Consider the following 24,786-nt stretch of genomic DNA (forward strand, 5'->3'; position numbering starts at 1 on the left):
GCGGAAGGCAGGGGAGCCGTGGCCGGACCGACCACCGCCGAGCGCGACGCGGGCGAGGGATACAAGGATTCGGTCTACGGCCCACTGTCGGGCAGACGGCTTCCCCGTCTTCGTATGTTCATCATCCTGGCCGTCGCCCTGCTCCTTCTCGGCGGCGGCTCGCTCTGGGTCCTGTACGGCTCCTCGTGGCTGCGTGCCGAGCGCGTGACGGTCTCGGGGACGGACGTCCTGACCGAGGCTCAGGTGCGCACGGCTGCCCAAATTCCGCTTGGTGAACCACTGATTTCCGTCGACACCGACGAGATCGCGTCACGATTGCGGAGGAAATTGCCCCGAATTGACTCGGTTGATGTCGCCCGTTCCTGGCCTCATGGAATCGAGCTGAAAGTGACCGAGCGCACTCCGGTTCTGATTGTCGAAGACACGGGAAATGCGGGCAACTACGTCGAAGTGGACGCGAAGGGCGTACGGTTCGCGACGGTTTCGCATGCCCCTGAGGGCGTTCCCGTACTGGAATTGGCGCTTTCCTCCCCGGGTTCCGCCGCCGCCAGTCTGCGACGCTTCGGCGAGGAGCGGCTCGTGCGGGAGGCCGTACGGGTCGCCCGCGCCATTCCGGCCGCCGCCGCGCGCGACACGCGCGTCGTCAAGGTCCGCTCGTACGACGACATCTCGCTGGAGTTGACCGGCGGGCGCACCGTGGCGTGGGGATGTGGCGAGAAGGGGCGCGCGAAGGCCCGTACTCTCACTGCTCTGATGAAAGCCGCCCCTGGTGCGCGGAACTTCGATGTGCGTGTTCCCACCGCCCCGGCGTCATCGGGGAGTTGACGCACATCCGCGCAGGCCAGCACCCTGGTTGGGCACCGCTATGGCTGATCACATAGGGTGAAAAGAAAAACGGGAGGTTCGGCGTGTTCGTTGAACGTGCGCCACTTGTCGACTTAGTGTCCTGTTCGGAAGAGTCCAAGGAACAGTCACACTGGTAACCCTAAACTTCAGCGTTAGGGTTCGGGTCGGCGTTCGGACCGTCCCCTTCGGCATCAGTCGTCGGCTCGCATCACCCGTGAGGCGACGACACGTAACTCGAGGCGAGAGGCCTTCGACGTGGCAGCACCGCAGAACTACCTCGCAGTCATCAAAGTCATCGGTGTCGGCGGCGGTGGTGTCAATGCCATCAACCGGATGATCGAGGTCGGTCTCAAGGGCGTCGAGTTCATCGCCATCAACACCGACGCTCAGGCGCTGTTGATGAGCGACGCCGACGTCAAGCTCGACGTCGGCCGCGAACTCACCCGCGGACTCGGCGCCGGAGCCAACCCGGCCGTCGGCCGCAAGGCCGCCGAGGACCACCGCGAGGAGATCGAGGAGGTCCTCAAGGGGGCCGACATGGTCTTCGTGACCGCCGGTGAAGGCGGCGGCACCGGTACCGGCGGCGCGCCCGTCGTGGCCAACATCGCGCGATCCCTGGGCGCCCTCACCATCGGCGTGGTCACCCGCCCGTTCACCTTCGAGGGACGGCGCCGCGCCAACCAGGCCGAGGACGGCATCGCCGAACTCCGCGAAGAGGTCGACACCCTCATCGTCATCCCGAACGACCGGCTGTTGTCCATCTCGGACCGCCAGGTCTCGGTCCTCGACGCCTTCAAGTCGGCCGACCAGGTCCTGCTCTCCGGTGTCCAGGGCATCACCGACCTGATCACCACGCCCGGTCTGATCAACCTTGACTTCGCCGACGTCAAGTCGGTCATGTCCGAGGCCGGTTCGGCCCTCATGGGCATCGGCTCGGCCCGCGGCGACGACCGCGCGGTGGCCGCCGCCGAGATGGCGATCTCCTCGCCGCTCCTCGAGGCCTCCATCGACGGCGCCCGGGGCGTCCTGCTCTCCATCTCCGGTGGCTCCGACCTCGGTCTGTTCGAGATCAACGAGGCCGCGCAGCTGGTCAGCGAGGCCGCCCACCCCGAGGCGAACATCATCTTCGGCGCGGTCATCGACGACGCCCTCGGTGACGAGGTCCGGGTCACGGTCATCGCGGCCGGCTTCGACGGCGGCCAGCCCCCGGCCAAGCGGGACACCATCCTCGGCTCGGCATCGGCCAAGCGCGAGGAGCCGACGCCGGTGCGGTCCACCGAGACCCGCCCGTCCTTCGGTTCGCTCGGCAGCGTCAAGCCGAAGGAGGAGCCGGCGCTCGCCCCGGAGCCGGTGAACGAGGTTCCGCTCTCCCCGCCGGTCCCGCCGTCCCGGTCCTACTCGGACAGCGCGGCGGAAGAGCTGGACGTGCCGGACTTCCTCAAGTGATAGGTCAGACGGACTCCCGCAGCGGCGCGCATTTCGCCTTCACCGACAGGTGGGGCGGGGTGAGCGCCGCTCCGTACGTGGAGCTCAACCTCGGCGGGGCGGTCGGGGACGACGCCGACGCCGTACGCACGAACCGTGAACTGGCCGCCAAGTCGCTGAACCTGGAGGCCGGCCGCGTCGTCTGGATGAACCAGGTGCACGGCGCGGACGTGGCGGTGGTCGAAGGCCCGTGGGGCTCCGACTCCGACATCCCGTCCGTCGACGCGATCGTCACCACCCGGCGTGGTCTCGCGCTCGCGGTTCTCACCGCCGACTGCGTCCCGGTCCTGTTGGCCGACCCCGTCGCCGGGGTCGCGGCCGCCGCCCACGCGGGCCGGCCCGGCATGATCGCCGGGGTCGTCCCCGCCGCCGTAGAGGCCATGATCGAACTCGGTGCCGAGGCCACCCGGATCGTCGCCCGCACCGGCCCCGCCGTCTGCGGCCGTTGTTACGAGGTGCCCGACGCGATGCGCGCCGAGGTGGCCTCCGTCGAGCCGGCGGCGTACGCCGAAACCAGCTGGGGCACACCCTCCGTGGATGTGTGCGCCGGAGTGCACGCTCAACTGGAGCGGCTCGGGGTGCGCGATCGGGAGCAGTCTCCCGTGTGCACGCTGGAGTCGCGCGACCACTTCTCGTACCGCCGCGACCGCACGACAGGGCGACTCGCGGGATATGTCTGGCTGGACTGATAAGGCATGACGGACCGTAAGGCACAACTCGCCAGAAATCTGGCGCAGGTGGAGGACCGCATCGCGGCGGCGTGCGTCGCCGCCGGGCGCAAGCGCGACGAGGTGACCCTGATCGTGGTCACCAAGACCTATCCCGCGAGCGATGTGCGGATCCTGTCGGAACTAGGTGTGCGTCATGTCGCCGAGAACAAGGACCAGGACGCGGCGCCCAAGGCTGCCGAATGTGCGGATCTGCCCCTTGTCTGGCACTTCGTGGGTCAGTTGCAGACCAATAAGGTCCGTTCTGTGGTCCGTTACGCGGATCTCGTACAGTCCGTCGATCGTTCCAGGCTCGTCACGGCTCTGTCGAAGGAGGCGGTTCGGGCCGGGCGTGAGGTGGGATGTCTTCTGCAGGTCGCACTCGACGCCGAGGTGGGCGGCCGGGGAGACCGGGGAGGCGTCGGACCCGAGGGGATCGGCGAGTTGGCGGATCTCGTGGTGGAATCGCCGGGATTGCGGCTGGACGGTCTGATGACTGTCGCGCCGCTCGCCGGGGAGTACGCGGGGCGCGGGCGCGCGGCGTTCGATCGGTTGATGGATTTGTCGACTGACCTGCGCCGGGCTCATCCGGCTGCGAACATGGTCTCCGCAGGGATGAGTGCGGACCTCGAGGAGGCCGTGGCTGCTGGGGCGACACATGTACGCGTCGGTACTGCGGTACTCGGAGTCCGTCCCAGGCTCGGGTAACGTCGCCAAGAAGTCGGACCACAGCAGAAAATATGGTCATTACCGCCGAAAGGCGGGCATAACGGCCTCGTGGATCGCGGGCAATTGGCAAGTCGTCAGTCGATCCACCACAGAGCGGAGGACTCAGAGCATGGCCGGCGCGATGCGCAAGATGGCGGTCTACCTCGGCCTCGTGGAGGACGATGGGTACGACGGCAGGGGATTCGACCCCGATGACGACTTCGAGCCCGAGCTCGACCCGGAGCCCGAGCGGGAGCACCGGCACCGCGAGCCGGTGCATCAGGCGCACCAGCCGCAAAGGGACGAATCGGTGCGAGTGGTGCAGCCTCCCGTTCAGCGTGAGCCCGTGTCGCACTCCTCTTCGCTCCCCGCGGAATCGATGCGACCCGCCCGGATCGCGCCCGTGGCATCCATCACACAAGAACGTTCGAGTCTGGAGAAGAACGCACCGGTGATCATGCCCAAGGTCGTGTCCGAGCGAGAGCCTTACCGGATCACGACGTTGCACCCGCGGACCTACAACGAGGCCCGTACCATCGGGGAACACTTCCGTGAGGGCACCCCGGTGATCATGAATCTGACTGAGATGGACGACACAGATGCGAAGCGACTTGTCGACTTTGCGGCCGGTTTGGTGTTTGGTCTTCACGGCAGCATCGAGCGGGTGACGCAGAAGGTGTTCCTGTTGTCGCCTGCTAACGTCGATGTCACGGCGGAGGACAAGGCCCGAATCGCGGAGGGCGGGTTCTTCAACCAGAGCTGAGACGCACGACCGGAACGAACAGCACGGAACAGGGAAACAGGGGAGAGGGAAGCACGGATCATGAGCGTGGTTTGGCAGGTTGTCTACGTCGCGCTGATGTGCTTGCTCATCGTGCTTATCTTCCGGTTGGTCATGGACTACGTCTTCCAGTTCGCCCGCTCATGGCAACCCGGCAAGGCGATGGTGGTCGTTCTGGAGGCCACCTACACTGTCACCGATCCACCGCTCAAGCTTCTGCGGCGGTTCATTCCGCCGCTGCGTCTCGGGGGCGTGGCGCTCGACCTGTCCTTCTTCGTACTGATGATCATCGTCTACATCTTGATCTACATCGTGGGCGGACTCGCGAGGTGATTGTGGACGAACCGGTCTTGCCGACTGCCGATGACTACGTTGAGGTGAAGAGATGCCGTTGACCCCCGAGGACGTGCGGAACAAGCAGTTCACGACCGTCCGCCTCCGAGAAGGCTATGACGAGGACGAGGTCGATGCCTTCCTCGATGAGGTCGAAGCCGAACTGACGCGACTGCTCCGCGAGAACGAGGATCTGCGCGCCAAACTGGCCGCGGCCACGCGCGCCGCTGCCCAGAACCAGCAGAACATGCGCAAGCCTCCGGAGCCCCAGGATCAGCAGGGCGGCATGCAGCAGGGCGGCATGCAGCAAGGTGGCATGCAGCAAGGTGGCATGCAGCAGCAGGGCATGCAGCAGGGCGGTATGCAGCAGGGTGGCATGCAGCAAGGTGGCATGCAGCAGCAGGGCATGCGTGGTCCCGGCGCGCCCGTACCCGCTGGGATATCGGGCCCGCCGCAGCAGATGGGTGGCCCCATGGGTGGCCCGCCCCAGCTGCCGAGCGGCGCCCCGCAGCTGCCCGCAGGCCCTGGTGGCCAGGGGCAGCAGGGTCCCGGCCCGATGGGTCAGGGACCGATGGGCCAGGGCCCGATGGGTCAGGGCCAGATGCAGCCCATGGGTCAGGGCCAGATGGGCCAGGGTCCGATGGGTGGCCAGCCCATGCAGCAGATGGGTGGCCCGATGGGCGGCCCCATGGGTGGTCCGATGGGCGGCCCCGGTCAGGGTCCCGGCGGCGACAGTGCCGCGCGTGTCCTCTCGCTGGCCCAGCAGACCGCCGACCAGGCGATCGCCGAGGCTCGTTCCGAGGCCAACAAGATCGTCGGCGAGGCGCGTTCGCGTGCCGAGGGTCTTGAGCGGGACGCCCGTGCCAAGGCCGACGCCCTGGAGCGGGACGCGCAGGAGAAGCACCGCGTCGCGATGGGCTCCCTGGAGTCCGCTCGCGCCACGCTGGAGCGCAAGGTCGAGGACCTGCGTGGCTTCGAGCGCGAGTACCGCACGCGTCTGAAGTCGTACCTGGAGTCGCAGCTGCGTCAGCTGGAGACCCAGGCCGACGACTCGCTGGCCCCTCCGCGCACTCCGGCGACCGCGTCGCTGCCGCCGTCCCCGGCGCCCTCCATGGCTCCGGCCGGCGCGAGTGCCCCGTCGTACGGTGGCAACCCGGGCGGCATGGGCGGAGGCATGGGTGGAGGCATGGGCGGTGCCCCGGCTCCGGCCGCGCCTTCCTACGGTGGTCAGCAGCAGATGTCCCCGGCCATGACCCAGCCGATGGCTCCGGTCCGGCCGCAGGGTCCGTCGCCGATGGGGCAGGCGCCTTCGCCGATGCGTGGGTTCCTCATCGACGAGGACGACAACTGACGAGTACGGGTACGCCGTAGGCGTCGGCAGCATTCAGGGCGTGGCCCCGGATTTCGATCCGGGGCCGCGCCCTTTTGCTACGCGTGTTCGGGGGAGTTCGGGGCTGTTGTTCGGGAATGGGTGCGTGTGTCTGGTGCACGCAACGCCGAAGGCCTGGGGCGCCGATCTTTTTCGGTGCCCCAGGCCTTCGAGGGTGCCCTTGGCTTGGCTGGGCGGGCGTGGTTTCGCTCACCGGCGCTTCCCGGGTGCCGATGCGCCCACCCCTGCCGCCCCAGCGTCACGATGCCCGCAGTTGGGGCGGCTGGGTCGGCTGGGGCAGTTGGGGCGGCTGAGGCCGCGCCCGTCAGGAGCGCCGGGAACTGTGCGATCAGCCACGTACTACCGCCCGCGGTTTCCGGACGGCCGTTTCGGCAGACCCTGGCGGTCAGGCCTTGCGCAGACGGAAGGTCAACGTGAGGGCCTCGTCCGTGAAGGGTGTGCCGTATGTCTCGTCGGCCTCGCCCTGGGCGAAGTCCGTGGCGAGGACCTCGTCCGCGATCAGGGCCGAGTGCTCGGTAAGGGCGGCCGTCACCGCGGGGTCGGACGCCCTCCAGCGGAGCGCCACACGGTCGGCCACGTCGAGGCCGCTGTTCTTGCGGGCCTCCTGGATGAGGCGGATCGCGTCACGGGCGAGGCCCGCGCGGCGGAGCTCCTCCGTGATCTCCAGGTCCAGGGCGACCGTGGCACCGGAGTCGGAGGCCACCGACCAGCCCTCGCGCGGGGTCTCCGTGATGATCACCTCGTCCGGGGCGAGCGTGATCGTCTCGCCGTCGACCTCCACCGACGCCGTGCCCTCGCGCAGGGCCAGGGACAGCGCGGCCGCGTCCGCGTTCGCCACTGCCTTGGCCACGTCCTGGACGCGCTTGCCGAACCGCTTGCCCAGGGCACGGAAGTTGGCCTTGGCGGTCGTGTCGACCAGGCTGCCGCCGACCTCGCTCAGCGACGCCAGCGAGCTGACGTTCAGCTCTTCCGTGATCTGCGTGTGCAGCTCGGGGTCCAGGGACTCGAAGCCCGTCACCGCGACCAGGGCGCGCGACAGCGGCTGGCGGGTCTTGACGCCCGACTCCGCACGCGTGGCCCGGCCCAGCTCCACCAGGCGGCGGACCAGGACCATCTGCCTGGACAGCTCCGGGTCGATCGCGGAGAGGTCCGCCTCCGGCCAGGCGGCCAGGTGCACGGACTCGGGGGCGCCCGGGGACACCGGCACGATCAGGTCCTGCCAGACCCGCTCGGTGATGAACGGGGTCAGCGGGGCCATCAGCTTCGTGATCGTCTCGACGACCTCGTGCAGCGTGCGCAGCGCGGCCTTGTCGCCCTGCCAGAAGCGGCGGCGCGAGCGGCGGACGTACCAGTTCGAGAGGTCGTCGACGAACGCCGAGAGCAGCTTTCCGGCGCGCTGGGTGTCGTACGCCTCCAGTGCCTGCGTCACCTGGTCGGTGAGCGCGTGGAGTTCGGAGAGCAGCCAGCGGTCGAGGACCGGGCGGTCCGCCGGGGCCGGGTCCGCCGCGCTGGGCGCCCAGTTCGACGTGCGGGCGTACAGGGCCTGGAAAGCGACCGTGTTCCAGTACGTCAGGAGCGTCTTGCGGACGACCTCCTGGATGGTGCCGTGGCCGACGCGGCGGGCCGCCCACGGGGAGCCGCCGGCCGCCATGAACCAGCGGACCGCGTCGGCGCCGTGCTGGTCCATCAGCGGGATCGGCTGCAGGATGTTGCCCAGGTGCTTGGACATCTTGCGGCCGTCCTCGGCGAGGATGTGGCCGAGGCAGACGACGTTCTCGTACGAGGACTTGTCGAAGACCAGGGTGCCGACGGCCATCAGCGTGTAGAACCAGCCGCGGGTCTGGTCGATGGCCTCGCTGATGAACTGGGCCGGGTAGCGGGACTCGAACAGGTCCTTGTTCTTGTACGGGTAGCCCCACTGCGCGAACGGCATCGAACCCGAGTCGTACCAGGCGTCGATGACCTCCGGCACGCGTGTGGCCGTCTTCTCGCACTGCGGGCAGGCGAAGGTGACGTCGTCGATGAACGGGCGGTGCGGGTCGAGGGCCGACTGGTCCGTGCCCGTCAGCTCCGTGAGCTCCGCGCGTGAGCCGACGCAGGTGAGGTGGTCGTCCTCGCAGCGCCAGATCGGCAGCGGGGTGCCCCAGTAACGGCTGCGCGAGAGCGCCCAGTCGATGTTGTTGTTCAGCCAGTCGCCGAAGCGGCCGTGCTTGACCGTGTCCGGGAACCAGTTGGTCTTCTCGTTCTCCTGGAGGAGGCGGTCCTTGACGGCGGTGGTGCGGATGTACCAGGACGGCTGCGCGTAGTAGAGAAGCGCGGTGTGGCAGCGCCAGCAGTGCGGGTAGCTGTGCTCGTACGGGATGTGCTTGAAGAGGAGGCCGCGGTTCTGGAGGTCCTCGGTGAGCTTCTCGTCCGCCTTCTTGAAGAAGACGCCGCCGACCATCGGGACGTCCTCCTCGAACGTGCCGTCGGGGCGCACCGGGTTGACCACCGGCAGGCCGTACCCGCGGCAGACCTTGAGGTCGTCCTCACCGAAGGCGGGGGACTGGTGCACCAGACCCGTACCGTCCTCGGTCGTGACGTAGTCGGCGTTGACGACGAAATGCGCCTCGGCCGGGAACTCGACCAGTTCGAACGGTCGTTGGTACGTCCAGCGCTCCATCTCGGCGCCGGTGAAGGACTGGCCGGTGGTCTCCCAGCCCTCGCCGAGGGCCTTGGCGACGAGCGGCTCGGCGACGACGATCTTCTCCTCGCCGTTCGTCGCGACGACGTAGGTGACCTCGGGGTGGGCGGCGACCGCCGTGTTGGACACCAGGGTCCACGGCGTGGTCGTCCACACCAGGAGCGCCGCCTCGCCGGCGAGCGGACCGGAGGTGAGCGGGAAACGGACGTACACCGAGGGGTCGACGACCGTCTCGTAGCCCTGTGCCAGCTCGTGGTCCGACAGGCCCGTGCCGCAGCGGGGGCACCAGGGGGCGACGCGGTGGTCCTGGACGAGCAGGCCCTTGTCGAAGATCTCCTTGAGCGACCACCAGACCGACTCGATGTACTCGGGGTCCATCGTGACGTAGGCGTCGTCGAGGTCGACCCAGTAGCCCATGCGGGTCGTCAGCTCGGAGAACGCGTCGGTGTGGCGGAGCACGGAATCGCGGCACTTGGCGTTGAACTCGGCGATGCCGAACGCCTCGATGTCCTTCTTGCCGCTGAAGCCGAGCTCCTTCTCGACCGCCAGCTCCACGGGGAGGCCATGGCAGTCCCAGCCGGCCTTGCGGGCCACGTGGTAGCCGCGCATGGTGCGGAAGCGGGGGAAGACGTCCTTGAAGACGCGGGCCTCGATGTGGTGGGCGCCGGGCATGCCGTTGGCGGTGGGCGGGCCCTCGTAGAACACCCACTCGGGGCGGCCCTCGGACTGATCCAGGCTCTTGGCGAAGATCTTCTGCTCGCGCCAGAAGTCGAGCACGGCGTGCTCGAGCGCGGGCAGGTCGACCTGGGCGGGCACCTGGCGGTACGTCGGCTCTGTCATGAGCGGGCTTCCTCCAACGGACTTTCTGCCTTCCGTCGGAGGGACGAGAGCCGTATTGCTACGTACGCCGTGTGCGGCGCGCTCCCGCGGTACCACCCTCCTTGGCTCCCCTGTGCGCCGTACGCACCAGTGAGCCCCCTCATTGAGGTCGCGATACCGGGTCTACTCGCTGGGCCTCACACGGCTCGGCTTTCTTCCGGCGGCTCCGGGGTGATCTTCACGTCGCGCTCGCCCCCGGGCTTCCACCGTCCCCGGGTCGCTCTTGGCTGCGTACGGCGCTACTCGTCCCCATCCACGCTTTTCGCTCCGCCCAGTGTACGGCGCCCCACCGACAGCGGCAGACCGGTTTTCCTCGGGCCGTGGACGGTCGCGCGGTGACCTGCGGGATGACCCGAATGGAGTGGGTCGGGCGTCCGGATCCTGGGATGTCCGGCCGGGCGGAATACCCGGCGGGGAGCTGGGCACAACGCTTGAAGGTCTTCCGGGTGGCATCCGTGAGGCGGGCGAATCGGGCGGTGTGCCCCGTTGCCGCGGGACTGAAGTCGATTTATCGTCCCAGCACGATTCGCGTGCAAGATCACAATATGTGAAGGGGCCGCGGCCATGGTGGCGAAGAAGACCGCCGTACAGCAGTCGGCGTCCGGCAGATCCACGGCGGCCTCCGGCGACGCGAGTGTCTCCGGGACCGGTGCGGCCATCACCGGGGTGAAGGGAGCCGGGAAGAGGGCCGTCGCTGAGGCGAGCGTGGCGAAGAAGGGCGCCGTGAGGAAAAGCGTGGCCAAGAAGGCGACGGCTTCGAAAGCGTCCTCCCCGAAGGGGAAGGACGAAAAGGAACGGGCCGAGGCGGAGGGCGTGTCCGGGACCGGGCAGGGCCGCACCGGGAAGGGCCTCTCGGAGCGGAACACCGCCGGTGAGGGGGCCGTCGAGGGGCGCGAGGCCGAAGAGAGAGCCCCCGCTCAGGAGGGCACGAGGACGCGCGCGTCCGCGAAGGGCGCCGGCGGCAAGGGCGCGGTCAAGAAGAGCACCGGCACGAAGAGCACGGTCAAGAAGGCGGGCGCGGCCGAGGCCGCCGAGACGACGGGAGCCACGACGGTGGTTGCTAAGAACACTCCTGGCACGGCCACGGCGGCGAAGAAGCCCTCCGCGGTACCCAAGGCACGGCCCTCGGCGGCGGAGCCCGGCGAGCTCGCGGTACGCCCCGGTGAGGACCCCTGGACCCCCGCGGAGGTCGCGGAGGCCCGTACGGGACTTACGGCCGAGGCGCTTCGGCTACGGACCGAGCTGGAGGCCTCCGAACAGTCCCTCTCGGGCCTGATGCGGGACTCCGGGGACGGCGCGGGCGACGACCAGGCCGACACCGGGGCCAAGAACATCACGCGTGAGCACGAGCTGGCGCTCGCCGCCAACGCGCGCGAGATGCTCGACCAGACCGAGCGCGCCCTGCACCGGCTCGACTCGGGCACGTACGGGCTCTGTGAGAACTGCGGCAAAGCCATCGGAAAGGCGCGTATGCAGGCCTTCCCCCGGGCCACTCTGTGCGTCGAGTGCAAGCAGAAGCAGGAACGCCGATAGCGAGCGGCGCCTGAGCCCTGGTCCGCTGGGGGCGTGTCGTACCTTTGTCCTCAGTCAGGCACCTAGGTTGAGGGACTCACGTGGCAGAGGCGGAGCGCATCATCGGTACGCCGGATATCCCAGAGGCGGCGGGAGCCGAGCCGGAGCAGCCCGCGCGGCAGGCGGCTTCCGCTCCCGAGGACGGTACCGAGGCGGCGGCCGGGGACGCGGCCGCGCGGCCGCGCGGCAAGCGGCGCATCGCCGTGCTGTTCGGGGTCGCGGCCCTGGCGTACGCCCTCGACCTGATCAGCAAGATGGTCGTGGTCGCGAAGCTCGAGCACCACGAGCCGATCGAGATCGTCGGCGACTGGCTCAAGTTCGAGGCGATCCGCAACGCGGGCGCGGCCTTCGGCTTCGGTGAGGCGTTCACGATCATCTTCACGGTGATCGCGGCGATCGTGATCGTGGTGATCGCCCGGCTGGCGCGCAAGCTCTACAGCCTGCCCTGGGCGATCGCGCTCGGTCTGCTGCTCGGTGGCGCGCTCGGCAACCTCACCGACCGGATCTTCCGCTCGCCCGGCGTCTTCGAGGGCGCGGTCGTCGACTTCATCGCGCCCAAGGGCTTCGCGGTGTTCAACCTCGCGGACTCGGCGATCGTGTGCGGCGGCATCCTGATCGTGCTGCTGTCCTTCCGGGGGCTCGACCCCGACGGGACCGTCCACAAGGACTGACGAGCGTTCGTGAGCCGATCCGGCCGGGGTTGTCCACAGGCCCGGTCGGGGGCGTGTCACCCGTCCGGCATACTCGACGGGTGAGCACGATTCCCGAGATCCGTACCCTGCCCGTGCCCGACGGCCTGGAGGGCGAGCGCGTCGACGCCGCCATCTCCCGCATGTTCGGCTTCTCCCGTACCAAGGCGGCCGAGCTCGCCGCCGCGGGGAAGGTCACGGTCGACGGGTCGGTGGTCGGCAAGTCGGAGCGGGTGCACGGCGGGGCCTGGCTGGAGGTCGAGATGCCGCAGGCGCCCGCGCCCGTGCAGGTCGTCGCCGAGCCCGTCGAGGGCATGGAGATCGTGCACGACGACGATGACGTGGTCGTGATCGTCAAGCCGGTCGGCGTGGCCGCGCACCCCAGCCCCGGCTGGTCCGGGCCGACCGTCATCGGCGGGCTCGCCGCAGCCGGGTACCGCATCTCGACGTCCGGCGCCGCCGAGCGCCAGGGCATCGTGCACCGCCTCGACGTGGGCACCTCGGGCCTGATGGCGGTCGCCAAGTCGGAGTACGCGTACACGTTCCTGAAGCGGCAGTTCAAGGAGCGGACGGTCGACAAGCGATACCACGCGCTGGTCCAGGGCCACCCCGACCCCACGAGCGGCACCATCGACGCGCCCATCGGCCGGCACCCGAACCACGACTACAAGTGGGCGGTCACCGCCGAGGGCAAGCCCTCCGTCACGCACTACGACCTGGTCGAGGCCTTCCGCGCCGCCTCCCTGCTCGACATCAAGCTGGAGACCGGGCGCACGCACCAGATCCGCGTCCACATGTCCGCGCACCGGCACCCGTGCGTGGGCGACCTGACGTACGGCGCCGACCCGACGCTCGCCAAGCGCCTCGGCCTGACCCGCCAGTGGCTGCACGCCGTGCGGCTCGGCTTCGAGCACCCCGGTGACGGGAGCTGGGTCGAGTTCGAGAGCGATTACCCCGCGGATCTGCAGAAGGCCCTGGACCAGGTGCGGGAGGAGACGTACGCGTGAGTCCGGAGCCCGTTGCGTACGCGGTGCGTGTCGTCGAGGATCCCGCCGACCGTGAGGCGTGTTTCGCGGTGCGCAAGGAGGTCTTCGTCGTCGAGCAGGGGGTTCCGGAGGACCTGGAGTACGACGCGTACGACGCCGTCGCCGTCCATGTGCTCGCCGTGCGGGACGACGGGGTGCCGCTCGGGGCGGGGCGGCTGCTGTTCGGGGAGGCCGCGGCCGGGAAGACCGGTGGGGCCCCGGGGGTCGGGTCGCTGGGGCGGCTCGCCGTCGTACGGGCCGCCCGTGGGCTCGGGGTCGGGGTCGCGCTGGTGCGGGCCGTCGAGGGGGCGGCGCGTGCGCGTGGGCTGACCGCGGTGGATCTGGGGGCGCAGACGCATGCGACGGGGTTCTACGAGCGGCTCGGGTATGTGGCGTACGGCGCCGAGTTCCTTGACGCGGGGATACCGCATCGGGCGATGCGGCGCTCTCTCTGAGGGGGTCTCCCACTCGCCTTTGAGGGGGGTCTCCCACCCGCGCACCGCCCGTTGCTCCCCTCTTGGAAATGCGGGTCTCTCGTGGGGGTTGCCGTGGAGGTTGGGCGCCGTCGGCGGCTGACCGTTCCTGCTCCCGTGTGGGGCCTCAGCCCCGGCCCGGCGTTCTCGGTGCCTCGTGTATGCGGCCCCGTGTCGTGCGCTGTGAGGTGCCGTCCTGGTGGGGCACGGAGTTCGGGTGGGCCGGGGGGAGGACCGCGTCGGCCGTGTTGACGCGGGGGAGGGCGTACGGGTGGGCGTCGGTCAGCCACCGGATCAGGTGTTCGCGGACGGTGACGCGTACCGTCCACAGGTCGTCCGGGTCCTTGGCGGTGACCACGGCCCGCAGCTCCATGGTCGTGGGCGTCGAGTCGGTGACCGTCAGGTCGAAGTGGCGGCCGTCCCAGGCGGGGCAGGCGCGCAGGATGTCGCGGAGGTGCTCGCGCATCGCGGGCAGCGGGGCGGCGTGGTCGACGTGCAGGAAGACCGTGCCGGTCATCTGGGCACCGCCGCGCGACCAGTTCTCGAAGGGTTTGGCGGTGAAGTAGGAGACGGGCATCGTGATGCGGCGCTCGTCCCAGGTGCGCACCGTCAGGAAGGTGAGCGTGATCTCGTCGACCGTGCCCCACTCGCCCTCCACCACGACCACGTCGCCGAGGCGCACCATGTCGCCGAAGGCGATCTGCAGCCCCGCGAAGAGGTTGCTGAGCGTGGACTGCGCGGCGATGCCGGCGACGATGCCCAGGATGCCCGCCGAGGCCAGCAGCGAGGCACCGGCCGCGCGCATCGCCGGGAAGGTGAGGAGCATGGAGGCCGCGGCCACCACACCGACGACCGCCGCGACCACCCGCATGATCAGCGTGACCTGGGTCCGTACGCGACGGAGCCGGGCCGGGTCGCGGTGGGCGCTCGCGTACCGGCTGTACGAGGTCTCCACGATCGCGGCCGTGATCCGCACGATCAGCCAGGCCGTGGAGCCGATGAGGACCAGCGTGAGGGCCCGGCCGACGGCGGTCCGGTGCTCCACGAGGAGCTGTGCCTCGTCATAGGTGGTTCTCAGGGCGGCCGTGCACAGCACGAGCTGGAAGGGGACACGGCCGCGGCGCAGCAGACCCCACAGTGGGGTCTCGCTGTGCCGTTCGTCGACCTTGCGCAGCAGCCGGTCCACGGCCCACCCGATAAGCAGAGCGAGCACGACCGAACCGCCGATGACGATCAGCGGACGCAGTACGTTCTCCATGCCCTCGACCGTAAGGGACCGCGGTGTCGTGTGAACATGCGGCCCCCGTACGGCTGCGCGTACCGCTTGTTCCTCCTGGTCCGACGCCGCCCCGGACGGGCGTCGTCAGTGGTGGCTGGCACCATGGGCTCATGAACATCATGCTCTTCCACTCGATCTACGGTCTGCGCCCGGCCGTGCGTGCCGCGGCGGACCGGCTGCGTGCCGCGGGACACGAGGTGTGGACCCCCGACCTCTTCGAGGGCCGCACGTTCGAGACGGTCGAGGAGGGCATGGCCTACAACCAGCAGACAGGGAAGGAAGAGCTGCTCAAGCGGGCCGTTCTGGCGGCGGCCCCCTACTCGGACCGGGGGCTCGTCTACGCCGGGTTCTCGCTCGGCGCCGCGACCGCGCAGACCCTGGCGCTCGGCGACAACAACGCCCGTGGCCTGCTGCTTCTGCACGGTACGTCCGACATCGCGGCGAACGCGACCGTGGACGACCTGCCCGTCCAGCTGCATGTCGCCGAGCCCGACCCGTTCGAGACGGACGACTGGCTGAGCGCCTGGTATCTCCAGATGCGCAGGGCGGGCGCCGACGTGGAGGTCTACAGATACGCCGGAGCCGGTCACCTCTACACCGACCCCGACCTGCCCGACTACGACGAGGAGGCCGCCGAGGCCACCTGGGCGGTGGCGCTCGGCTTCCTCGAATCCCTCTGAGAGTCCTGCTGGACGCGCCCAGGGGTCATACGGGGTCGTAGGTGCGCTCCACCTTCTGGGTTCCGCTGCGGGTGCGGTACGAGCGGGCCCAGGAGGAGGTCGCGTCGGCCTTGGTGCGGTCGGACAGGACGTAGAAGTCCATCTGCGCGCGCTCGGCGGTGATGTCCAGGACGCCGTAGCCGTGGCGGTCCGTGTCGACCCAGTGGACGTGCCGGTTGGCCGCGCGGATCAGCGGCGAGGCCAGCGCGGAGACGGTGCCCTCGGGGACCTTGACGAGGTCGTCGAGGTTGTCAGAGGTGACCGAGGTGACCACGAACTCGGTGGCGGCGGAGGGCGACAGCGGATACGTGCCGGCGTTGACCGGCACGTCGTTGGCCCAGGCCATGTGGATGTCGCCGGTGAGGAAGACGGTGTTGCGGATCGAGTTGCTCCGCAGGTGGGCGAGGAGTTCGCGGCGGTCGTCGGTGTAGCCGTCCCACTGGTCGGGGTTGAGAGCGAGGCCCTCCGTCGGCAGGCCGAGCAGTTCGGCGAGGGGTTCGAAGAGGTCGGCGGTGAGGTTGCCGAGGGCGAAGGGGGCGATCATCACCGAGTTGCCGACCAGCCGCCAGGTGGTGTCCGATGCCGTCAACCCGGCCTTCAGCCAGTCGAGTTGGGCCCGGCCGGTCAGGGTGCGGTCCGGGTCGTCGACCTTGCCGTCGCCGACGCCCACCTGCTGGGAGCGGAAGGAGCGCAGATCGAGCAGGGAGAGGTCGGCGAGCTTGCCGAAGCGCAGCCTGCGGTAGGTGGTGCCCGCGATCGCCGGGCGCACCGGCATCCACTCGAAGTACGCCTGCTTGGCCGCCGACTGACGGGCCGCCCAGGTGCCCTCCGTGCCCTCGGTGTGGTTCTCGGCGCCGCCCGACCAGGCGTCGTTGGCGATCTCGTGGTCGTCCCAGATCGCGATGACCGGCGCGACCGCGTGCAGGGCCTGGAGGTCGGGGTCGGTCTTGTAACGGGCGTGCCGGACGCGGTAGTCGGCGAGGGTGAGGATCTCGTGGGTCGGCGCGTGCGGGCGTACGACCTTGTCGCGTGTGCCGTACTCGCCGGTGCCGTACTCGTAGATGTAGTCGCCCAGATGCAGCCAGGCGTCCAGGTCGCCGCGCGCGGCCAGATGGCGGTAGGCGGAGAAGTAGCCGCCCTCCCAGTTGGCGCAGGAGACCACGCCGAAGCGCAGGCCGGTCGTGGCGGTGTCGGCGGCCGGGGCGGTCCGGGTGCGGGCGGCGGGCGAGTCGGTGCCGCCGGCGGAGAAGCGGAACCAGTAGTCGGTGGCCGGCGCGAGGCCCCGTACGTCGGCCTTGACGGTGTGGTCGGAGGCGGCCCTCGCGGTGGTCGTGCCCTTGGCGACGACCTGCGTGAACGCCTTGTCCCTGGCGACGGTCCAGCTCACCTCGGTGTCCGGGCCGAGACCGGAGCCGGGTATCGCCTCGGCGGTGGGCGTCACACGGGTCCACAGCAGGACACCGTCGGGCAGTGGATCGCCCGAGGCGACGCCGTGCAGAAACGCGGGGGCCTCGGCCGCGCTCGCCGGGCTCGCGGCGGCCAGCGGTGCCGCGAGAACGGCACCGGCCGCGGCCGCCTTGACGACCGTACGGCGGCTCGGGGCGGGCGAGTTGGGGCTGGAGTGAGATCTTCGACTGGTCACGGCGGATGAGATTACTGATCGGTAGGGGCTTGGGTAAGACGCGTGACGTGAATTCCGCCCGATGTTCAGGCGGCTGTTGGTTGTTCGTCGGTCGGCGAGCGGAACGGCACGGCTGTTCCGGCCGTGACCGCTCGTGCGGCGGCGGCCGGGGTGCGCACAGGGGTGACGTGCTGTCAGTCGTCGCAGGAGGCTTTGCCGTAGCCGCCGAGGAGGGTGTCGCCGCCGCTTCCGCCGTACTGGGATTCACCGTCGGCGCCGCAGTCCAGGACGACACTGATCGCGCTGGTCACCGCGTTGAGTGACGTGTGACTGCCGGGGGAGGGCAGGGCTCCTCGCCTGACCCTCCCCCGGGCGTACGTCAGGCGGATTCGGTGGGGAGGTCCGCCTCGACCCAGTCCTGGATGCCTTCGCGGTACTTGCGGACGTCGGTGTAGCCGAGGGCGGTGAGCCGGTCGGCGACCTGTCCGCTGTTGGGGCAGGCCGGGTTGGAGCAGTAGGTGACGATCGCGGCGTCGCGGTCGGGGAGCAGGGCGGATGCCTGGGCGTCGACGTCGGCCAGGACCAGGGTGAGCGCGCCGGGCAGGTGCTGCTTGGCGTAGTACTCGCCGCCCAGCGTGTCGACGACGGTCACGCTGCCCGTGTCGATCGCTGTCTTCAGCTCGTCTCGTGTGATGAGTGCCGTCATGCCACTACCTTTCAGGTATCGGACTATAGTCCGGTTGTGGCTCATGACAATAACGGACCGCAGTCCGATTCTGCAATGCTGCTGGAACTCCTGCGCACCCCGCCCCCGAAGGAGCAGGCGCGCTCGGCACGCAACCGTGCCGCCGTGCTGGAGGCTGCCGCTCGTCTGTTCGCCGAGCACGGGGTGGAAGCGGTCTCCATGGACCAGGTGGCCGAAGCGGCAGGCGTCGGCAAGGGCACCCTGTACCGCCGCTTCGGCGACAAGTCCGGGCTGGCCGCCGCACTCCTTGACGCCCGGGAGCGCGTACTGCAGGAGGCGATCCTGTTCGGCCCGCCACCGCTTGGCCCCGGAGCCGCCGCCACCGAGCGACTCGCCGCGTTCGTCGACGCCTATTTCGACTATCTGCTGGAGAACCTGACGCTCATCCGCACCTCGGAGACCGCCGCCGTCGGCGCCCGGTACCGGATCGGGGCCTACCGGTTCTGGCACCGTCACACAGCGATCCTGCTGGACACCACACCCGACCCCGAGTACACCGCCCACGCCCTGCTCGCCGCCCTGGCCGCCGAGCACGTGGCCGCACTCCTGCCGGAGCTCGGCGAACAACGGATACGGGCCGGCCTCGTCCGCCTGGCCCGCTCGGCGACGCAACTCCCCAGCCCCTAGGGCGTGTTTCGAACGTCCCGTCTGCCTCACGGCGTCTGGCACGGCACCTCGCCGCGTTGTCGGGGTCGTCCGCGTACGCCCAGTACGCGGACGACCCTCCGCCTTGCGACGCACCGCACCAGACGCCGCGGGCCCCGCCCTCCGGGCGGACGACGCCACTTTCGAAACACGCCCTAGGGCAAGGATTCGACCGCGAGACCACGCCTGTCCGCGCGAGCTCCGAGGCGTCACCGTGGCCACTCGGAGCCGGCGTCACCGCCCGCCCGCGTACCGCCCGGCCAGGGCGATGAGCGCGGCCCGGTCCCCGCATCCGGTGCGGTCGCGCAGGCTCGCGAGGTGCTTCTCGACGGTCCGCGGGGAGAGGAACAGGTGCTCGGCGATCTCCTGGTTGCCGAGCCGGGAGCCGAGCAGCCGCAGCACCTCGTACTCCCGGGCGGTCACCCCGACCCGCCGCAGTTCCTCCGGTATCGCCTCGTGGCCCCGGCGTCGGCGGGGCACGGGAGAGCCCGCTTCCCGCAGCAGGGCGCGGCACGCGGCCGCCATCCGGGTCGTGCCCCGGTCGTGGAAGAACTGCTCGGAGGCGCGCAGCCACTCGACGGGGCGCCCCCAGCCGTCGGCGAGCGCCGCCGGAGAGCCGAGGCGCAGACACAGATGGCGGGCCAGCGGGATGGTGTCCGTTCCGGTCAGGGCCTCCTCGGCCGCCTTGGCCGCCTCCGCGGTCCGGCCCTCGCGGCCCAGCAGCACGGCCCGGGACCAGCCGACGAAAGGCCGGTCCCAGTGGATCTCGGTGAGCCGGCCGGTGTCGGGCCCGTCCAGCTCGGCCCAGTCGGCCACGTCCCGAACGGTACGCAGCAGCAGATACGGGCCCAGGAAACCGGTGACCCCACGGGTGCTCGGCAGCGCCCGCATGGCCCGGTCCGCCTCGGTGAACTCGGCCAGCGCACGCTCGTGCTCCTCCCGCAGCAGGGAACAGATGCCGTGGGCCCAGCCCCATACGGAGGTGTCCGCGTAGCCCCAGACCGCGTCGGCGCTCCCTTCGGCCAGCGCGCTCTGCAGGACGTTCAGCGCGGACTGCAGCCCCTCCCGGTCCCCCCGGGCGGCGGCGATGACGGCGTCCACGCCGACACCGATCAGCTTCACCTCGCGCAGCCGCAGCCTGGCCGCCGTCGTCCGGAGCCGCCCGGCGGCCTCCATGGCCCCGTCGAAGTCGTCGCGCAGCACATGAGCCTGCGTCAGATGCATGTCGGCCCAGGCCGTCATCAGCACCGCGCCGGTCTCCTCGGCCGCCTTTCGCGCGGCCAGCAGCCGCTCGGTCCCGGTGAACCGGATCCGGTCCAGCGCGCCGAGTTCGAGCAGGCCGCGAATGCGCCAGCCCGGCAGCGCATGGGCCTCCGCCGTGGCCACCAGGTGCTCGAACACCTCTTCGGTGGCGGCCAGATCGCGGGGCCGCAGACAGTACCCGAGCATGTTCAGGGCCTGGCAGCTCACCTCCGGCAGCCCGACCGTCTCGGCGGTCGCCACGGCCCCCTCGGCGAGGGCCCGGGCGCTCTCCAGCCGGTCGGGGCGCCGCGAGTTGAGCATCAGATGCGCGGCGACCGCGTCCAGGGCGGCGTGGGACGCCGGGTCGGGCTCGGTGCCGAGCAGCTCCCGTGCCCGCCGTACGGTGTTCAGGCCCTCCTCCCACTGCTGCGCGGTGGCGGCGGCCCGGGCCCTGGTCAGGAAGCCCGCCGCGCGCCGGGCGGACGGCGCTCCCCACGCGGTCAGGACCCGGTCCAGCCGGTCGCCGAGCGCCGGGACGCGCCGGACGTCGCCGGTGAGGACGAGCGTGCGGAGCAGTTCCTCCAGCAGTTCGGCCACGGTCTCGGGGGTGGTGTCCGTGGTGGCGGTGGTGAGTTCCAGGCCCCGGTCGAGGAGTTCCACCGCGGTCAGCGAAGCGCCGCGGGCCACCGCCTGACGGCCGGCCCGGGTGAGCAGAACGGCCGCCCGGGTCCGCTGCCCGGCGGCGACGCACAGCTCCGCGGCCAGGCGGTACAGGTCGTCGCCGGAATCCGCGCCGATCAGGCCGCCGGGGCCGGGCCGGGCGCCCTCCGGGCGCGGTTCCCCTGTTCCCGGTCCGCCTTTTTCCGGGGGCTCCGGTCGTGGTGCCTCTGCTGCGGCCCAGGCTTTCCCAGGTTGCTTCGTTTCGGGCGGCCTCGGTCGCGGTTCCTCCGCCCAGGCTTTCCCTGGTTCCTCCGTCTCCCGCGGCTCCGGTCGCGGTTCCTCCGTTCCGGCCCAGGCTTGCCCCGGTTCCTCCGTCTTCGGCGGCTCCGTACCCGGTGGCACCGCCCCCGGTCCACCCGTCCCCGGTGCCCTCGCTCCCGGCCAGGCAGCCCCCGGTCCCTCCGTCCCCGGCAGCTTCGTTCCCAGCGCCCCCGCTCCCAGCGCCCCCACCCCCGGCCACCCCGTTTTCCGCCCCGCCGCTCCGCCGGACTCGATGGCGTCGGCGGCGGCGAGGCAGAGCGTCACCCGTTCGGCGGGCAGCAGCCGCCCGGCGATGGCGTCGGCGGTCAGGGCGTGCCGGAACGTGTGCCAGCCGGGCTCGGCGTTCGCGGTGCCGTCCGTGACCAGGTCGACGTGTGCCGCGTGGCGCAGCTGGGCGAGCGCCGTGGCCCGGTCGAGCCCGGCCACGCGGGCGGCGATGTCCACGGGGAACCGCCGGCCCAGGATCGCCGCCGCCTCCAGAAGCGCGACACCGTGCGGTGCCAGCCGGTCCACACGCTGGAGGACGGCGGCGGCGACCGACGCGGGCACACCGGCGTCCAGCGACCCGGTCACCGCCCAACCGGAACCCCGTAACCGGACGAGGCTGCCGCCGTCGACCATGGACCGCAGTAGTTCCTCCACCACGAAGGGGACGCCCTCGGAGACGGCGTGCAGCCTGCCGAGGACGGCCTCCGGGACCTCGTCGGCGCCGCCGTGGCCCAGACAGCGGGCGGCCAGCTCGGCGGTACGGGCGGGCCCCAGCCGGGTGAGGCGGAGGGTGCGGGCCGCGCGGCGGGACGTGGCGGCCTCGGCGAGGTCGAGGGCCGGACCGGGCTCACCGCGCAGGGTGGCCAGCAGGACGCTCCGCTGCCCGGAGAGGTTGTCCGTCAGATAGTCGACGACGGCGAGCGTGTCGGCGTCCGCGTCGTGCAGGTCCTCCAGTACGAGGACACAGCCGCCGCCGCTGCCGCCGCCGGTCCGCCCGAGCACGTCCAGGAGCCGTAACACCGCCTCGGCGTACCCGACGAGCGGCGCGCCGTCCTGCGGCGCCAGCCCGCACAACCGTGCAAGCAGCTGCTCGTAGGGGCCGAGGTCCGCGCCCGAGGGCGCCCCTTCGCCGCGCAGCCCGGAGAACACGGCCTCGGCGAGCGGGCGCAGCGGCACCGCGCGCCCGGCGGACGCGGCCCGCCCCCGCAGCATCCGCGATCCGGTGCGCGCGGCACGGGACGCGGCCTCCTCGACGAGCCGTGACTTGCCTATGCCGGGCTCGCCCAGCACGAACACCGACGACCCCCGCCCCTCACGGGCCGACCGGACGGACGCCGTCAGCAGGTCCAGCTCCGCCTCTCTGCCGACCATGGCGGGCGACGACAACGACGACAACTCCGGCCCCCAGCGCCTCTTTCGCGGGGTGCCCCTCAGGCGCCCGTCGAATGCCTCTTCGGATCGTACGTAGAGCGTTGTACCCATGTTCACAGCGCCCGCACAACTATGTGGGGGGTCTTCCCCCATAACAGGGCCGCCGCCGTCCGGCACGCTCTCTTCCAGCGGGGCAGGGGGGACAGGGCATGACCCGGGGGGACATGCCCTGCCTGCCTATTTCTCACGGCAGGGAGGTAGTCGATGCGGCGTGCGCGGGTGTGGGTCACCGCGGGAGTGCTGGGTGTGGTCCTGTGCGGGTGTTCGTCACCCCTCGCGGGTTCCGGGGGGAGCGGGGACGGGGCGTCGTCGGCGAAGGCGGCCGAGGAGAAACCGGAGGTCCCGGAGAGCGACTGGGACCTGGAGCGCGTGTGCGCGGACGGGCTCGGCTTCGCGGGTCTGCCCGCCTACGACCGTACGAAGAAGACCGTGCACCCCGCGGTTCTCATGAGCACCACCGGCGACGGCTGGAACAGCGACTTGTCCACCGACGGGGACTTCCCCAAGGGCTGGTTCCTCGACTACGACGACAAGGTGGCCAAGGCCGAACTGGTCGTCTGCGTCGAGCGCACCAAGGCGACCGCCACCGGCAAGGTGTGCGACATGGAGACCGACGACGGCAAGCCGCTGAAGGTGCGGACGTACAACACCTCGTACCGGGTGCGGGTCCTCGACGCGCGTACGGGCAAGAAGCTGGACGAGCACAAAGGCACGGCCGAGTCCGACGAGTGCCCGGTGTACATGCTCACCTCGAAGGGCGAGGACAAGGACAAGTACTACAACGAGGTCGAACCCGAGGACTACCGCAAGCACATCAAGCCGTTCATCGCGCCGTAGTGCCCGATGTCGCGCCCGATGTCGCGCCCGATGTCGCGTCGGATGACGTGCCGCGAGGGCGGGCGCACTCGAAGGAGTCCGCCCGCCCTCGCACACGTGCTTCGCCTACTTCGTGACGCCCGCGTCCTTGAGCGCGGTCTCCCAGTCGGCGACCGCCGACGGGTTGGTGATCTTCTTGTCGTTGATCTTGATCGTCGGGGTCGAGTCGACGTCCTTGGCGGTGTCGAAGGACTTGCTCATCTTCATCGCCCAGGGGTCGTAGGTGCCCTTCTTCACGGCGTCCTGGAACTTCTTGTTGTTCTTCAGCGCGTCGACCGTGTTGGCCACCTTGATCAGATAGCTGTCCTTGGCCAGCTCGTCGGTCGTCTCCTCCGGGTGGTACTTCGTCGAGTACAGGGCCGTCTTGTACTCGAGGAACGCCTCCGGGCTGACGTTCAGCGCCGCGCCGAGCGCGCTCAGCGCGTTCTTGGAGCCCTCGCCGGTGAGCCGGTCGTCGAGGAAGGTGCCGATCGTGAAGGACAGCTTGTAGTCGCCGTCCTCCATGCCCTTGTTGACCGTCTCGCCGACGGTCTGCTCGAACTGGGCGCAGGCCGGGCAGCGCGGGTCCTCGTAGAGGTGGACCACGTTGTCGGACTTGGAGTCGCCGATCAGCACCGTCGTGCCGTTCTTGCCCGAGGTGTTGGCGGGTGTGACCACCTTCGCGGAGGCGGCGTCCTCCCACTTCGTGGGCTGGTTGTTCTGTACGACGGCGTAACCGATGCCGCCGGCTATCGCGAGAACGACGACGACCGAACCGGCCACGATGCCCTGCCGCTTGGCCTTGTCACGCTTGGCCTGACGCTCGCGCTCCAGACGCAGCCGGTCACGGGCCGCCGACTTCGACGCCTGGCTGTTCCGCTTGCTCATCTTGGTGATCTCCATGGGGGACGCGCACCTGTCGTACGCGGGATACGGGTGGTGGACTGGCGGTGCTCAGAGAGCGGTCACGCGAAGGTGACCGAGCACGGCGGTCCACGCCGTCCCAGGGAGTGGGCGAAGAGCAGGGCGCGAGCGGTGGCCGTACGGTCCGCCGCGCGCGTCGGCCGGTGTGCGGCCGGGGCGGGGCGGACGGTCACGGCGGCGACCGCGAGCAGCAGCGGCCGGAACCCGGCGGCGACCGCGGCGGCGAGCAGCTGGGCCAGCGCCCGCTCGCCGCGCCGCAGCCAGGCGGCCGCGAGGAGCCCCACGCCGAGGTGCGCGGCGAGCAGCAGCCAGGCGGTGGAGGGACCGGCGCCCGCGAGCAGCGCGGCGGCCCGCTCGGAGTCGCCCGTGACCCGCGCGAGCGGGGAGCCCACACTGCCGCCGCCGCACAGCATGTCCAGGCCGACCTGGCGCAGCGGGCCCGTGACCGGGCCGCCCGCCTTGCCGTAACAGGCGTGCTGGCCCGTGGTGAAGACCGTGTCGGCGGCCAGCTCCAGCGGGATCAGCCCGGTGGCGATCCGTCCGAAGCCGCGCTCGCGACCGCCGCCCGCCAGCGCGTACGCGACGACGAAGACGGCGGCGGCGACCGCGGCCACGGTGGCCGGCGGCAGCGGGGTCCGGGACAGCAGGACGTGCGACGCGGTGCCGAGCGTCACGACGAGTGCCGTGAAGAGCGCCGCGCGTACGGCTCTGAGAGGGGTCCCGGGTATGTCCATGGCGTTGGCGAGTGTCCCACGTACCCCCGTAAGGGACCCCTAAAGCCCCCC

The 24,786-nt window shown here is 70.5% G+C and carries 21 protein-coding genes; 14 read left to right on the top strand and 7 right to left on the bottom strand.

Going from position 1 to position 24,786, the window contains the following annotated elements; translation table 11 throughout:
• The first annotated feature begins 18 nt into the window (after window positions 1–18).
• The 7 genes from SGFS_RS41655 to SGFS_RS41685 all read left to right on the top strand — a co-directional run bounded on the left by SGFS_RS41655 (window position 19) and on the right by SGFS_RS41685 (window position 6,211).
• Window positions 19–825: a cell division protein FtsQ/DivIB gene (locus SGFS_RS41655; RefSeq protein WP_286257504.1), complete on the top strand. Its 807-nt coding sequence runs from the start codon at window positions 19–21 to the stop codon at window positions 823–825.
• Window positions 826–1,101: 276 nt separating this feature from the next.
• A complete protein-coding gene (gene ftsZ, locus SGFS_RS41660) occupies window positions 1,102–2,292 on the top strand; it encodes a cell division protein FtsZ (protein ID WP_286257505.1) in 1,191 nt (396 codons plus the stop codon).
• On the top strand, window positions 2,289–3,020 hold the full coding sequence (gene pgeF / locus SGFS_RS41665; protein WP_286257507.1) for a peptidoglycan editing factor PgeF: 732 nt from the start codon (window positions 2,289–2,291) through the stop codon (window positions 3,018–3,020). The genes ftsZ and pgeF overlap by 4 nt, the downstream gene beginning before the upstream one ends.
• A gap of 6 nt (window positions 3,021–3,026) precedes the next feature.
• On the top strand, window positions 3,027–3,746 hold the full coding sequence (locus tag SGFS_RS41670; protein WP_286257509.1) for a YggS family pyridoxal phosphate-dependent enzyme: 720 nt from the start codon (window positions 3,027–3,029) through the stop codon (window positions 3,744–3,746).
• A gap of 130 nt (window positions 3,747–3,876) precedes the next feature.
• Window positions 3,877–4,509, top strand: a complete 633-nt coding sequence (locus SGFS_RS41675; RefSeq protein WP_286257511.1) for a cell division protein SepF — start codon at window positions 3,877–3,879, stop codon at window positions 4,507–4,509.
• A gap of 60 nt (window positions 4,510–4,569) precedes the next feature.
• A complete protein-coding gene (locus SGFS_RS41680) occupies window positions 4,570–4,860 on the top strand; it encodes a YggT family protein (RefSeq protein ID WP_286257514.1) in 291 nt (96 codons plus the stop codon).
• A gap of 52 nt (window positions 4,861–4,912) precedes the next feature.
• A complete protein-coding gene (locus SGFS_RS41685; RefSeq protein ID WP_286257516.1) occupies window positions 4,913–6,211 on the top strand; it encodes a DivIVA domain-containing protein in 1,299 nt (432 codons plus the stop codon).
• Between the two features lie 424 nt (window positions 6,212–6,635).
• Here the strand turns inward: SGFS_RS41685 and ileS are convergent, their stop codons facing one another.
• Window positions 6,636–9,773, bottom strand: a complete 3,138-nt coding sequence (gene ileS / locus SGFS_RS41690; RefSeq protein ID WP_286257517.1) for an isoleucine--tRNA ligase — start codon at window positions 9,771–9,773, stop codon at window positions 6,636–6,638.
• Window positions 9,774–10,376: 603 nt separating this feature from the next.
• On the opposite strand from ileS, the gene SGFS_RS41695 reads away from it, so the two are divergent.
• The 4 genes from SGFS_RS41695 (at window position 10,377) to SGFS_RS41710 (ending at window position 13,553) form a co-directional block, all read left to right on the top strand.
• A complete protein-coding gene (locus SGFS_RS41695; protein WP_286257518.1) occupies window positions 10,377–11,345 on the top strand; it encodes a TraR/DksA family transcriptional regulator in 969 nt (322 codons plus the stop codon).
• A gap of 80 nt (window positions 11,346–11,425) precedes the next feature.
• Window positions 11,426–12,055 (top strand): signal peptidase II, encoded by a 630-nt coding sequence (gene lspA / locus SGFS_RS41700; protein WP_286257521.1) that lies wholly within the window; start codon window positions 11,426–11,428, stop codon window positions 12,053–12,055.
• 80 nt (window positions 12,056–12,135) lie between these two features.
• Complete coding sequence (locus SGFS_RS41705; RefSeq protein ID WP_286257522.1) at window positions 12,136–13,080, top strand: RluA family pseudouridine synthase; 945 nt, start codon at window positions 12,136–12,138, stop codon at window positions 13,078–13,080.
• Window positions 13,077–13,553, top strand: a complete 477-nt coding sequence (locus tag SGFS_RS41710; protein WP_286257524.1) for a GNAT family N-acetyltransferase — start codon at window positions 13,077–13,079, stop codon at window positions 13,551–13,553. Before SGFS_RS41705 ends, SGFS_RS41710 begins: the two co-directional genes overlap by 4 nt.
• A gap of 145 nt (window positions 13,554–13,698) precedes the next feature.
• Here SGFS_RS41710 and SGFS_RS41715 read toward each other — a convergent pair whose 3' ends face one another.
• Complete coding sequence (locus tag SGFS_RS41715; protein ID WP_286257526.1) at window positions 13,699–14,829, bottom strand: mechanosensitive ion channel family protein; 1,131 nt, start codon at window positions 14,827–14,829, stop codon at window positions 13,699–13,701.
• Window positions 14,830–14,960: 131 nt separating this feature from the next.
• On the opposite strand from SGFS_RS41715, the gene SGFS_RS41720 reads away from it, so the two are divergent.
• On the top strand, window positions 14,961–15,530 hold the full coding sequence (locus SGFS_RS41720) for a dienelactone hydrolase family protein (RefSeq protein WP_286257528.1): 570 nt from the start codon (window positions 14,961–14,963) through the stop codon (window positions 15,528–15,530).
• 25 nt (window positions 15,531–15,555) lie between these two features.
• On the opposite strand, the gene SGFS_RS41725 is transcribed toward SGFS_RS41720, so the two are convergent.
• Both SGFS_RS41725 and SGFS_RS41730 read right to left on the bottom strand, forming a co-directional pair.
• On the bottom strand, window positions 15,556–17,211 hold the full coding sequence (locus tag SGFS_RS41725; RefSeq protein WP_286257530.1) for an alkaline phosphatase D family protein: 1,656 nt from the start codon (window positions 17,209–17,211) through the stop codon (window positions 15,556–15,558).
• A gap of 358 nt (window positions 17,212–17,569) precedes the next feature.
• Entirely contained in the window at window positions 17,570–17,896 is a 327-nt protein-coding gene (locus SGFS_RS41730; protein WP_286257531.1) for a rhodanese-like domain-containing protein, read from the bottom strand.
• A 75-nt stretch (window positions 17,897–17,971) separates the two neighbouring features.
• Between SGFS_RS41730 and SGFS_RS41735 the strand changes: the two genes are divergently transcribed.
• A complete protein-coding gene (locus SGFS_RS41735) occupies window positions 17,972–18,562 on the top strand; it encodes a TetR/AcrR family transcriptional regulator (RefSeq protein ID WP_286257533.1) in 591 nt (196 codons plus the stop codon).
• A 252-nt stretch (window positions 18,563–18,814) separates the two neighbouring features.
• On the opposite strand, the gene SGFS_RS41740 is transcribed toward SGFS_RS41735, so the two are convergent.
• Window positions 18,815–22,162 carry an AAA family ATPase gene (locus SGFS_RS41740; RefSeq protein WP_286257534.1) on the bottom strand — a complete coding sequence of 1,116 codons (3,348 nt, stop codon included), beginning with the start codon at window positions 22,160–22,162 and terminating at the stop codon, window positions 18,815–18,817.
• Window positions 22,163–22,426: 264 nt separating this feature from the next.
• Between SGFS_RS41740 and SGFS_RS41745 the strand changes: the two genes are divergently transcribed.
• Window positions 22,427–23,059, top strand: a complete 633-nt coding sequence (locus SGFS_RS41745; RefSeq protein ID WP_286257536.1) for a hypothetical protein — start codon at window positions 22,427–22,429, stop codon at window positions 23,057–23,059.
• A gap of 105 nt (window positions 23,060–23,164) precedes the next feature.
• Here the strand turns inward: SGFS_RS41745 and SGFS_RS41750 are convergent, their stop codons facing one another.
• Window positions 23,165–23,965, bottom strand: coding sequence for a DsbA family protein (locus SGFS_RS41750; protein WP_286260319.1), 801 nt, complete (start codon window positions 23,963–23,965; stop codon window positions 23,165–23,167).
• Between the two features lie 77 nt (window positions 23,966–24,042).
• Window positions 24,043–24,735: a hypothetical protein gene (locus SGFS_RS41755; protein WP_286257537.1), complete on the bottom strand. Its 693-nt coding sequence runs from the start codon at window positions 24,733–24,735 to the stop codon at window positions 24,043–24,045.
• Between the last annotated feature and the right edge of the window lie 51 nt (window positions 24,736–24,786).

The sequence above is a fragment of the Streptomyces graminofaciens genome, from assembly GCF_030294945.1.
Lineage (GTDB): Bacteria > Actinomycetota > Actinomycetes > Streptomycetales > Streptomycetaceae > Streptomyces > Streptomyces graminofaciens.